The organism is bacterium (assembly GCA_029210545.1).
Taxonomy (GTDB): domain Bacteria; phylum BMS3Abin14; class BMS3Abin14; order BMS3Abin14; family BMS3Abin14; genus JARGFV01.
In genome coordinates, this window is record JARGFV010000006.1 from 27,701 (window position 1) to 39,571 (window position 11,871).

General features: G+C 59.4%; 12 protein-coding genes. 9 read left to right on the top strand and 3 right to left on the bottom strand.

Features of this window, described 5'->3' with window-relative positions; all coding sequences use genetic code 11:
* From P1S46_01385 to P1S46_01405, 5 genes are all read left to right on the top strand, one after another.
* Positions 1-576, top strand: a complete 576-nt coding sequence (locus P1S46_01385; protein ID MDF1535139.1) for an RNA polymerase sigma factor — start codon at positions 1-3, stop codon at positions 574-576.
* Positions 573-1,904, top strand: a complete 1,332-nt coding sequence (locus tag P1S46_01390) for a zf-HC2 domain-containing protein (GenBank protein MDF1535140.1) — start codon at positions 573-575, stop codon at positions 1,902-1,904. The genes P1S46_01385 and P1S46_01390 overlap by 4 nt, the downstream gene beginning before the upstream one ends.
* A gap of 82 nt (positions 1,905-1,986) precedes the next feature.
* Positions 1,987-2,772, top strand: coding sequence for a DUF169 domain-containing protein (locus P1S46_01395; GenBank protein ID MDF1535141.1), 786 nt, complete (start codon positions 1,987-1,989; stop codon positions 2,770-2,772).
* Between the two features lie 184 nt (positions 2,773-2,956).
* Entirely contained in the window at positions 2,957-4,009 is a 1,053-nt protein-coding gene (locus tag P1S46_01400) for an ADP-ribosylglycohydrolase family protein (protein MDF1535142.1), read from the top strand.
* 502 nt (positions 4,010-4,511) lie between these two features.
* The gene (locus tag P1S46_01405) at positions 4,512-4,895 is read left to right on the top strand and encodes an HIT family protein (GenBank protein MDF1535143.1); all 384 of its coding nucleotides are present in this window, start codon (positions 4,512-4,514) and stop codon (positions 4,893-4,895) included.
* A gap of 199 nt (positions 4,896-5,094) precedes the next feature.
* Here the strand turns inward: P1S46_01405 and P1S46_01410 are convergent, their stop codons facing one another.
* Positions 5,095-5,493 (bottom strand): hypothetical protein, encoded by a 399-nt coding sequence (locus P1S46_01410; GenBank protein ID MDF1535144.1) that lies wholly within the window; start codon positions 5,491-5,493, stop codon positions 5,095-5,097.
* A 154-nt stretch (positions 5,494-5,647) separates the two neighbouring features.
* Here P1S46_01410 and P1S46_01415 point away from each other — a divergent pair, with 154 nt between their 5' ends.
* Positions 5,648-6,064 carry a hypothetical protein gene (locus P1S46_01415; GenBank protein ID MDF1535145.1) on the top strand — a complete coding sequence of 139 codons (417 nt, stop codon included), beginning with the start codon at positions 5,648-5,650 and terminating at the stop codon, positions 6,062-6,064.
* Positions 6,065-6,074: 10 nt separating this feature from the next.
* Positions 6,075-6,518, top strand: a complete 444-nt coding sequence (locus tag P1S46_01420; GenBank protein ID MDF1535146.1) for a hypothetical protein — start codon at positions 6,075-6,077, stop codon at positions 6,516-6,518.
* A gap of 83 nt (positions 6,519-6,601) precedes the next feature.
* Here the strand turns inward: P1S46_01420 and P1S46_01425 are convergent, their stop codons facing one another.
* Positions 6,602-6,835: a DUF2007 domain-containing protein gene (locus tag P1S46_01425; protein ID MDF1535147.1), complete on the bottom strand. Its 234-nt coding sequence runs from the start codon at positions 6,833-6,835 to the stop codon at positions 6,602-6,604.
* Positions 6,836-6,878: 43 nt separating this feature from the next.
* Here P1S46_01425 and P1S46_01430 point away from each other — a divergent pair, with 43 nt between their 5' ends.
* Positions 6,879-7,031 carry a hypothetical protein gene (locus P1S46_01430; protein ID MDF1535148.1) on the top strand — a complete coding sequence of 51 codons (153 nt, stop codon included), beginning with the start codon at positions 6,879-6,881 and terminating at the stop codon, positions 7,029-7,031.
* Positions 7,032-7,288: 257 nt separating this feature from the next.
* Complete coding sequence (locus P1S46_01435; protein ID MDF1535149.1) at positions 7,289-7,489, top strand: cold-shock protein; 201 nt, start codon at positions 7,289-7,291, stop codon at positions 7,487-7,489.
* 399 nt (positions 7,490-7,888) lie between these two features.
* On the opposite strand, the gene P1S46_01440 is transcribed toward P1S46_01435, so the two are convergent.
* Positions 7,889-10,891, bottom strand: a complete 3,003-nt coding sequence (locus P1S46_01440) for an NAD-glutamate dehydrogenase (GenBank protein ID MDF1535150.1) — start codon at positions 10,889-10,891, stop codon at positions 7,889-7,891.
* Positions 10,892-11,871 lie beyond the last annotated feature (980 nt).

The window sequence follows — 11,871 nt, forward strand, 5'->3', positions numbered from 1 at the left end:
TTGAACGAGGTTGGAGACGAGACCCTGGCCCAAAGAGCGGCGGCAGGTGACATGGAAGCGTTCGAGGAACTGGTGAACCGCCACCGTTCGGCGGTGTACCGTCTGGCGCGCACGCTCACGGGCAACCACCACGACGCGGACGATGCTGCCCAGGAAACCTTCGTCCGGGTTTTCAGGGCCCTCGGCAGCTTTGATCCGAACCGCCCGTTCAAGCCCTGGCTCAAACGGATCACGTACAACACGAGCCTCAACGTCCTGCGCTCGTCGAAGGTCAGGTCGAGGCAAACGACCTCGGAGAACCTGCCGGAAATTGCTGACCCCTCGCCTGGTCCGGGGTGTTCGATCCAGGCGGGCCAGACGATGGAAAAGGTCGACGAAGCCCTCCTCAACATGCCCGGGGAACTCCGTGCGACACTCCTGCTCAGGACGGTGGACGGGATGTCCTACAAGGAGATAGCCGCCGCTACGGGGGTCCGCATCGGGACAGTCATGTCCCGCCTTTCCCGGGCGAGGGAACGGGTACACGAGGTGCTCGAGCCCGCGGGGCGGGTCGTTCAGAGAGGTGCAAAGGGATGAGGTGCGCAAGAGCACAGGATCGGCTGATGGCCTACCATGACGGGGAACTTTCCGCGGCCGGAAACCGGAAGATGGAAAAGCACCTTGCTGCCTGTGCCGGGTGTGCCCGGCTGCTGGAAAGGCTTGTCCGGGCGGACCAGGCTGCGGGGACAGCCGGTGTCCCTGGTGCTGACGACGGCTACTGGGAGAGTTTTACATCCCGCGTCCTGGACCGTGTCGAAGAAGACGTGGCCACCAGGGTCCCGGTATCCGAAACGAGGAACAGGCCGCTTTTCCAGATGGCCCTTCCCAGGCTGGTCCCCGCTTTTTCCATAGCCCTCGTCGTGGTTGTCTCCGCTGGCGTTCTCCTGAAGATCGGCCGGGTTGCCCAGGTTCCCAAGGTTCCGGTCGTCACCTATGCAACCGGGGAGATGGCTGTTGAAAAGCCTTCCTACCGTGAGCCCGAGGCGCGCCCCTTGATCCCGCCTCCCGCGGGACCCGGGACAGGGAGGGCGGTAGAATCCGCGCGAGAAGTGGAAAAGGACCGGATGAAGGACGATGCCGCGGGCCTTCCCGGGCCAGAACAGGAGAGCTTACGCCAGGGAGCCCTTGAGGGGTCGACGCCTGCCCCGGAAGACGTACCGCGTGTCGAACAGGAGAAGAATGGTGCGGTCCCCGTCCAGCGGAAAATGGCGGTAACGGAGTTGGCATCGGAAAGGGTGGCGGAGCCCGCTTTCGAGGCCCTGGTCGAGGAGATACCCTCACCGGAACCCGCGAAAGTTACCCAAGCCGGGAAAGACGCTCCGTCCGACGATCTTGACACCGCCGCAGGTTCGGCTTTCCAGGCCGCGAAACCGGTTATCACCCCACCGGTAGCGGCTTATTCCCCGCAGACCGAGCCCGAAGCCGGCCCTGCTGAAGTCCTGTTGTCAAAACCGTCGCCGGAACCGTCCCCGGCATCATCCCCGGAAGCAGGAGAAAGGGCATCGGGTGCGCTTCCAGGGACCTCTGATATTCTCACCGAGGCGAAGGATGTGCCCGGCGCCCCGGCTTATTCTTACAGGGATCCCGAGGAACAGCTCGAACACGCGCGCCGTCTCGCGGAGGTCCGTAAATACTGGGAGAGTGAACAGATCCTCAAGGACCTCATCTCACAAAATCCCCGGTCCCCGGTTTACGAGGAGGCTTCCATCCTCATGGTGGATGTCCTGAGCAGCCAGAACCGGGTCGTCGAAGCCCGGCAGTTCCTGGATGAAGCGAAGCGGCAGTTCCCCGCCAGCGACCTGGTCCAGGGGTATCACCTGGAACCCCCTCCGCCGGCTTCGATCAGCCCGGCCCCGGCGCAGTAATTTAAAATTCGAGATTTAAAAAGAAAAAGTAAATGTAGATCTCGAATTTTATATCTGGAATTATATTTCCCTGGAGGTATCCATGTCTGAAATCCTCACCAAACTTAACGAAGCCATACAAAAGAACCTCAAGCCCGCGACCTTACCGGTGGCAGTGAAGATGGCGGCAGAAGGGGAGGTTATCGGGCAAAGGGCCAAACGGCCCCGCGATGACAGCGGCAACCGGCTCGCGGCCTGCCAGGGAGTTAACATCGCCAGGACCTTCGGGTGGACACTGGTGTTCGACAGGCAGGATCACGCCTGTCCCCTCGCATCGGTGGCCGCGGGACACATCGAGCCCGACGAGTTCCTCCGGGGTGCCGTGTCCGACCTGTACCAGGACGATGCGGAGGCGGCCAGGAAGATGGAATCCGGTTACCCGCTGCATCCGCCGGGCACGGTCAAGGAGATCTGGATGTCAGCCCTGGAAAGGTGCGGGTTCGACCCCGACCTCGTGATCGTGTACGGCACCCCTGCCCAGATCCTGGTTCTCATCCACGCAGCCAACTACGGCCACGGTCCCGGCATCGGCTCGACGAGCACCGGCCGGTTCGGGTGCGCTTCGTGGATCGCGGGTGCTGTCCGCTCCAGCCAATGTGAGTACATGATCCCATGTTCCGGGGAACGGGTTTTCGCAGGAACCCAGGATCACGAGATGTCGTTCCTCATCCCCCGTCCCCGCTTCGGATCGGTGACCCATGGTCTGGAGGTCATGAGGAAAAAGGGGACGTACCGGTACCCGGTGCCCAACCTGAGCCTGTTCTCCACGCCGAAGCTTCCCGAGAAATACCTCGCTCTCGACAAGGATCTGGAAAATGATGGCCAGTAGCCAGTAGCCAGTAAAATGTAAGCGGACTGGAGTCCGCCTGGGGCCAGGGGCGGGTACCTGCCGAGTTTCCCTTAGTACCTGGCACTTAGAACATAGGACTATTCCATTGGACTTTCACTCTCCCTCCCTTTTCGACATCCTCGGTCACGGCAGCCGGGTGTCGAACTCCCCATCAGGTGACAACCTGGTTTTCGAACGGATCGGTGGGCTCATCCTCGGCCAGGCGGTAGGTGATGCGCTGGGTCTGCCCTACGAGGGACTGTCTCCCGGGCGGGCGAAGAGGCTGCTCGGGCCGCCCGACAGGCACCGTTTCCTCCTGGGGAAAGGGATGGTGAGCGACGACACGGAGCACCTGTGCATGACGGGCCAGGCGGTTCTCGCCTGTCCTGAGGACCCCGGCGCTTTTGCCCGGTCCCTGGCCTGGAAGCTGCGCTGGTGGCTGGCCGCCCTCCCCGCCGGAACGGGGCTGGCCACCTTGCGGGCCATCGTGAAGCTGTGGTGCGGCTTCACGCCTTCTTCCAGCGGTGTCTTCTCGGCCGGTAACGGTCCCGCCATGCGAGCGGCCGTCCTGGGAGCCTGCTTTGGCCGGGAACCTGACCGGATGCGCCCCTACGTGGAAGCCTCGACCCTTCTGACCCACACCGACCCCAAGGCCATCCAGGGAGCCTTGGCTGTTGCCCTTGCCGCCGCCGCCGCGGTGCGGGAGGGAGCCGGGAACCTGCAACCCGGTCGGCTTCTGGCAGCCGTGAAGGAACAGTCCGTCGACCCTGGGTTCGGTGACCTGGTCGAAAAGATCGAACGGTATCTGGAAGAGGGCGCGACGGTCCGGGAGTTCGCGCAAGGGATGGGGTTGGGCGCCGGGGTGAGCGGCTACATGTATCACACGGTTCCGGTGGTGCTGTTCGCTTTTTTGCGGCACCTCGGGGAGTATGAACAGACTTTACGGAGCGTCATCGAACTGGGCGGAGACGCGGACACGACAGGGGCCATTGCCGGGGCCCTGGCGGGAGCGGCAGTGGGCATGGAAGGGATACCACGCCGGTGGAAAGAGGGGCTGGTGGAGTGGCCAAGGTCCATGGAATGGATGGTGCGCCTGGCCGGTCGCCTGGCGGCCCTGGAGGATGGGAGTTCTCCCGGGCCGCAACCGCTGTTCTGGCCGGGGATCGTCCCCCGTAATATCCTGTTTCTCCTGGTGGTTCTGGCCCATGGGGTCAGGAGGCCGTTCCCCCCGTGGTGATAATGACGGATAAGAACAGGAAGAGGGGAAAAGGGAAGAGGGAAGAGGGAAGAGGGAAGAGCAGTCCATCGTCCATCCACCTTCGCTAACGGCTTCCGACCAGCTTCGGTGGACAGGGAGTCCAGAGAGGAAGAACAGACACGGGGAAAGATCAAAAGCTGACTGAACGCAAAGTACGCCCTTCGACAAGCTCAGGACAGGCAGAGGCACGGAGAAGAGCCGGAAGGTTGGGGGAAAGCGCAGGCGTATACCATAAAAACCTGAAGAGCATTCACCACGGAGCCACGGAGGAATGCGGAGGAAGACTGAACCTGCAACCGTCATTCCGGACATCGCGCCTGCGGCGTGATGAGCCGAAATCCAGCATTGCCTGCCGCGGCGTAATCCGTAGGACGAAGACGGCTCATTGCGATCAGAAAGAAGTTCAAAGAACGATGAACGAAGACAGAGCCTTCCCTTCGTTCTTCGCACTTTGTTCTTCGTACCTGTCTGGAGGTGTTCCTTGACCGACAATAAATGCCCCTTCTGCTCCATCTCACCCGACAGGATCGTCCTTCAGAACGACCACGCCGTAGTCATCCGCGACGGGTTCCCGGTATCGGAGGGGCACACCCTGATCATCCCGAAGCGCCACATCTCGTCCTGGTTCGAGACCCACGCCATCGAGAAAGCGGCCATCCTGCATGCCATGGACGAGGCGAAACAGCAGCTCGACGAACAGCATGCGCCTGACGGATACAATATGGGGATCAACGACGGCCAGGCGGCCGGACAGACGGTCCTTCACCTTCACGTTCACCTGATCCCGCGGTACAGGGGGGACAGCGCCGATCCGAGGGGCGGTGTGAGGTGGATCAGGCCGGACAAGGCGAAATACTGGGACTAGCCCGCACTTCTCACCAGCCTTCTACTGCGGCGGCGGATACGGGTATGTCTACTACGTTGCGCTCGGTCGGGCTCCTCGACGTAGTGTCAACTACGCCTCCGGGGCCCTCGGTCGCGCGCCTTGTATCCACACCCGTCTACACCGCCTCGCGACGAAACCTGGTGAGAAATGCGGGCTAGGAGCCTGTCGGAGAAAAACCTTATGCAGGCTCCCGGGTGCGCAGCAGGTCGATCCGGATCGGGGCCACGGGCTTTTTGCCGGCCCCTTCCATCTTCAGGTAATAGCCGGTCAGCAGGGAGTCATTGGTGGGCTCCAGGTACCAGCACCCGTGGCTGGCTATCCCCGGGTTGTCCGACCAGAAGATGGCGAGGAAAGTCCTGTCGAGTACCTTCCCGGACAGGGACCATCTCCTGTGACCCTGTTCGCCCGGCACCTTTCGCCGGATCGTCCCCGTCACTTCGGCCCCGTTTTGTTCGAGTACGACGATGTCTGACTTGATGATATTCCCCTTTTCATGATGCCGCACCCGAAATCCGCTGAGGATGCCCTCCTGGCCGGGGCCGGACAGTTGCCGGTTGACGTGGGGAAGCAAGTTCAATAGCGATGTCACCCCCGTTCTTTAAAAATCGGCCTCTCCAGCGCCCCGCCCGAGGGCCGGCCAGAAAAAATGTGGATTTCGGGTTTCTCCTAAGGCTCCTACTCCTGCTATAATCCCCCTCATGCTTGCCGGCGACCATGGAAAACGCATCCCGATGCCCAAACCGCTCATCGAGGTAAAAATCGACAGCGGGCGCAAGATCTCCGCCGTCCAGCTGCATGTCGGCTTCACCTACGGCACCTATACCAAAGTTTTCAGCCATGGGGAGCGGATGAGCGAGATCAACCTCGAACTCCTGTGGAGCGAATACCCGGCGCGGGTTCTCTGGGTAAGGGAGTTTCCCTCTGTGCTCCTGAGGCGAAGCGAATACCAGATGGGCGAGATAATCTCGCTGCCGATGTACAAGGTGACGGCCCTGTTCGAGTCGGATCCTCTTGGAACAGGATCAGGCAGGCACAGCGCCATGGTGATCAGCTGGTTCCAGGATGTCATGAAGCCTCTCCTTTCAGCAAACAACCGAAAGGCCATAAAGCAGCTCGATTGGGAAGCCCTGGCGAAGGATTTCAGCTAGGATCTGCCCCATGGACCGGGACCGGGAACCTCTATGGAAACCGCTGGTGGAACTCGCGCTCGACAGCGGCCGTATGATCCGGAGCAGCCAGGTGCACATCGGCCTCACCTATGGAGATTATCTGCACAGCGCCTGGCAGCCCGATGTTATCAGGGAGGTGAACCAGCAGGTGATCCGGCAGAGGAACTACCCGGCTGCCCTGCTGTGGCCGGATGACCTGCCCTCGGTCCTCCTCGACATGAAACGGTACATGGTGAGCCAGGAGACCCGCCTGCCCCTGTACAAGCTCATCGCCCGCTTCGAATCAGGGTCCCTGGAAAACGGGAACGACATGACCTCAACCCTCGTGGTGATCTGGTTCCAGGACGATCCCCACCCGCTGCTTTCCCGGGACAGCGACAAGCTGATAAGGGCCCTGGACTGGGAATCGCTGGCGGAGGAAAACGAGTATTGAAAAAGGGAGAAGGGAGAAGGGAGGAGAGAACCCGGCCGTGCACCCTTGAAACAATGCACGACTACCAAAAGGCAGTTTCCGATTCAGGTATCGTCCCAGTCAGAATTTGAATCATTATCCGCATTGAATTTTTCGAGAAATTTCTTTGCTTCTTCCAGCTCATGTTCCATTACCTGCAGTTCGACTCCTCCCAGGACACCGGGGTATAGTTCGTGTGCGTGGGGATTGAGGATAAACGCTTCGATCCCGGCATCGGCAAGCACCGATCGGACCATCTCGGCTTCGAAAACCGTGGCATGGATTGAGAGAGTGATCATAAGAGCAATATACAGTAGTTAGCCGATAGTTGTCAGGTTCGGAATGGCAGCTGCTGCAAAGATCCCGGGCCTGGGCCCCGTAGCTGCCGTGGTTCAGGAGGAACCGGTTGGAATGGCGGAAAGTCCCGTAAGGTTTGAGGCTGCCCGTGAGTTCGTCGTCGTGGCAGTCGAGGCAGTTACCCTTGCCGCCGGATAGCTCCTCGGGGTGCCTGGGCGGTGGCGGACACCCGCGTTGTTGTGGTGAAAAGGGTAAAAAAACAGTTGCTTTCCCCTTCCCATGTATCGTATAAAGTCAGTGCCAGTGAGGATGTGCCGCTGGTATGAATAAGGTTTGCTACTGACGGAAAAGCGCAAGGGTATCATCGAAGGTCCCAGGCTCATTGTCCGGGGCCTTTTTTGATTAACCGGTGAGGCTGGTCCGGGGGGGCAAACACAGAACAAGGAGTTAGATCAATGGCAGAGGGAACAGTAAAGTGGTTCAGCGATTCGAAGGGTTTCGGTTTTATCGAGCAGGCTGACGGACCGGATGTTTTCGTGCACTTTTCGGCCGTTCAGGGAGATGGGTTCAAGACTCTCTCCGAGGGCCAGCGCGTGAGCTTCGAGGTTACCGAGGGCCCCAAGGGTCCCCAGGCCGCCAACGTCACGATCCTGTAAAATACGACGGGCGAAGATCACGAAAGCCCCGGGCGCGCCAAGCGTCCGGGGCTTTTTTTTATTCAGCTGAAAGGGGTCAGCTGAATAAAAAAAGCTGGAAAGGCACGGTTAAAAAGATTGTCATTGCGAGGAGCGCCGGGCCAGGAGAGAGCGACGCGGCAATCTGAAAATGCGGTCCCTTTAAAAGCGGCAAGAGCGGTCGCTCACAGGACGCAGAGATGGAGAAAGGCAATAATCAGGGGGGAATAACAGGTCGGGTAAATGTGATGAGTCAAAGCGCAGAGCACACGGCTTGTCCTCCGACTTGTCAGCCATAGCCTGGTCGAAGGGCATGGTGCGATCTCCTTCCACCCCTTCGACCAGCTCAGGGTCTACGACTTCCACCTTCCACCTTCTGGTTTACCGCTGATCGCCCCCCATCACCCTTTTCAGATGCCCTCGGACCTGGTCCACGAAGTCGATCTCCCGGTTGCTCTTGTACACGAGGCTCGAGGCGATCTCGCTGGCCATGATGGCGTACACGTACTTTTCCGGGATCTCCCTGAGCCTGGACCGGAACCTGCGGCTTTCGCTGATCATGCGCGGCAGGTGAGCGTAGAGGGCTTTGCGGAAGAGGGGCTCAGCCGTCAGGTCCGGCCTTTTCCGGAGCAGTTCGAACAGCCGGCTGTAATGGGTGTTGATCTCACGGCTGATGTCGTCCGAGATCTGGGTATAGTGGCGCACCCCCTCCTTTTCCCGGTGGCGGGTCAGGATGAGGCGCGCCTCGTCGTCGGCCCTCCTCTCGAGGATCTCGAGGACGTCCCTGACGTACCTCTCCTTGTTGGCCAGGAACTCCCCGTCGGACATGAGCAGGTTGGCGATGACTTCGTAGGAGGAGGAGATGACCCCGCACTTGTTGGCGGAGGCATCCTTCATGACAATGACACCCCTTTCCTGGAGGCGGGTCCGGGCGTCGGGCGTGATGAACGAGTTGGCTCCCTCGACAATGGCCGCCGCTGTCGGGCTGCCGTCAGGCAGGAAGAACCTGTCCACGTTGGTCCCGTTCACCGTCTCCGGCCTCCCCCCTGCCGGTATAAACAGGTCCGCCTGTACCCTGAAGACAAGCTCATCGAACTCGCGGTGAAATTCGTCCACTGACACCCACCGCTCAACGGGACCTTTGCCGGTATGCTCGACCCTCCTGAACTGCCTGGCGAGGCCCACTCTCTTTTGCCGGGACCGGTAAAGGAGGAACGCCCCTTTTCGCAGTTTCGATGGGCGAAAGGCGTCGATGTTTCCCTTGAACAGGATCCGTTTGAGCTCGGCGCGGTTTGCCCCTTCCGGGTCGTAGAGCGCCCCGGAACCGTCCAGGATGAGGTTTATCTTCGCCCTGGGGCACCTTTCCAGGAGGAGCCGGATGGCGTTCCCGGCCACGTCTCCGTCAGGCCCGCCGGTGATCTTGACCGTGAACGGATCTTTTCCCATGTCGATGTCCAGGGAGGCCATGGTGATCTCGGCAAAGGTGATGATACCGGTGGAGGTGACCCCGTACTCCTTGTGGTTGATCCCCACCTTCTTGCTGGAGATGATCCCCGGCCCCAGGATGTACCCTCTCCTGGTCGAAAGGCGGGCGATCTCCTCAACCATCTCGTCGTGCAGGTTCTCGTCGGGGCCGAGTTCGATGGGCTCGTCCTCGCCATAGTAGTCCACGATCCTCCCGTCTTTCGGCCGTCCTCCTTCGGTAATGAAGATATCGAGAAAAGCGTTGATAAGTCCGTACTGCAGATTGTACATCCTCTGGGTCACCAGCTCGGCGTCTGTGAGGTCCTCGGCGTCGAGGACCACGGCCATCTTGGAGCCGCCTTCGTAGATGTCCTTGTTCTTCAGGTGCTGGGTGTGGGCCAGGACGTAGACCTCCTTGAACAGGGTGTCGGCGGCAAGGGCGAAACTGTCCTTCTCCCGTGCCAGGATGGTCCTCCAACCGCCCCTGGCGATATCGGAAAAACCGACGTGATAGCCCGCACCGTACCGCCCGAAGAAGTATGTGATCCTGAAGGGCCGGTCCCCCGGCAGGTCGGCGGTGAACTCCGTGTCCAGTTCCGTGAGGTAGGCCGGGTCGATCCGGAACGCCAGGGCCTGTTTTTCCGGGACGAAGAAGTTGGTCTTGAGGGTGTGAGTGATCAGCGAAAGGCAGGTGCCGAAGATCGTTTTTCTCAGGCCGTCGAGATGCCGATGGCCGGTGTTGTACCTTTCGATGGACGATCGGGCCTCCTTGAGAGTCCTGGCGTAATGCCTGTCGCGACCTGCCCGGGAGGGATCGAAACGGTATCTGAACAGCTCCACCAGCTTCAGGGTGATCTCGGGGTTTGTAGTAAAGGCCCTCTGGACCGATTCCAGTTCGAAGATGTCCGGACTGCTGTGTGCAAGGTTGGTGTGACAAAAGGAGATGAAGGCGTTGACCAGCGACGCGTCCTCTCCGCACATGATCCTTTCCGTAACGAACTCCCTGTAGGTGATCGAGTCCGTGGAAAGGATCAGGGAGTTGTACAGTTCGTTCCGGAGGCGTTCAGCCAGGGGTGACCCGGCCAGGAGGGATCCCGGGTCCCTGGTGCGGGCGTAGAAGGTGCCGAGGAAATAGGGGTGGATCTCGTTGCTGATGGTCAGGCAGTAACTTCTCCTGATCCCGATATTCAGGCGGTTGAAGATCTCCATGATCTGAAGGAGAAACTCCTTTTGAGGCGGGTTGCCCGCGGCGAACATGACCCGGTATTCGTTTGTCACGCTGTGCCACTGGACCTTCTCAACCTCGAAGCGCACGCCTCCTTGCCGGTTGCCCTGGTAGTAAAGGTTCAGCAGCCTGGCGACTCTCCTGGCCGGTGAAGAGCGTACATACCTCTCGTTGTTGTGCCAGATAAGGTCCAGGTACCTGTCCAGGTGATCCAGGTCGAGATCGGGATAAAGCTTGCGGGTCTCTTTCCGGACGCTGCCCCGGATCTCCTCAGGCACCGCGGCTTTGCCAGCCGCCAGGATGTCCGCGGGAGTCTTTCGCCCGAAACGGTAGGTCTGGATCTCGACGTGCCGGTCCAGGCCGGGGAGGGGAGTTTCCGAGTGGACGATCTCGGTGTAGGAGATCTCCCTTTCCTGGAGGGTGCGCAGGGTGTCGTAGAGAGAACCTGGCAGGTCGGGCCGGGCCAGGATGAGGGTTTCGTCGGTGTCGGCCAGGATGAGCCTTTCGCTGTGTCGGAAATAGTCGAGTCCCGCGGCGAGCCCGGCCAGCGCCTCCGGTTCGTCACCCATGGTGATGAAAAAGTAGGGGTGCATGTTGCCGTGGAGCCACTGGAGGTTCTCTTCGGAGCGTTTTCCCAGCCGTTCCAGGATGTTTGATACCTCCGGGATGAGGTTCTTCGGGAGATCCTCAGGCATGGCGGCTCCTTGCCCCGTATCGGGAAAGCTCTGTGCGAATGAAATAATCTATCACGAGTGCCGGCGATCGAGTGCGTTAAGCGTCAGGAAGCTTGATGCTGCCCTGTTTTATAACGACAGGAGTGTAACGCCTCCCGACCAATGACATCTGGAAGTCTGTCAAGGTCCACAGACAGACTTCTAGCAGCGTGTCGGGAAACCGTGACACGCTGCGTAAAAGTTTGTCGGAAAAACGCTTATAATATTTTTTCTTCATATCAACCGATGATAAAGTAGTCGGTGAAGATGGTAAGTCACTGTTAACACAATGTATTATATAAAATACTGGACCAAGATCACATCTTCCGACAAACTCTACCTGGGAGCCTGTCGGAGAACCTCCCTGTTTTTTAACAGGGAGGGCACAGACTCCTGGGAGCTGAGTATTATGAACTAAGACCTACGAGTTGCGGTTAAAAACTGGCATGAATTGGTCTTTCTTAGTTCGTAGCACCTGGTTCACAATCCTTCAGACCATACACCTTTCTATGGCACAACAGTGTAACAGTTCAAGGGTTTCTTTTCTGGACCATCGTAAAACCCGGGTTTTGCGCCTGCATTGGTATTTTTCCTGTCATCGCGAACCGCCACTGGGCCGAAGCGATCCCGGGATTGCTTCGGCCCGGTGGCCTGCCTCGCAATGACATGCCGTTCGGATTCCGGCTAATCACTCCCGTCTTCGCCCCTTCGACTAGCCCGGACTATTCACGAGGTTCTTTTCCGTTCCGGCGGCGTTGCTGAGTCGTTCGCTTGTGCGGAATACTAAAGTATGCCTCCGCGCTCACTCCCCAGTCGCCTTGCCGGAACGAAAAACTCCTCTCGTGACTATGTCCGCTCAACCCCGCCTAATTCATGATGCTTATAGTGCCATTCCCATTTATCTTTAATTGCCACACAGTTAGCTGACATCTCATTTGCATCATGAATAATGCGGGCTAGCC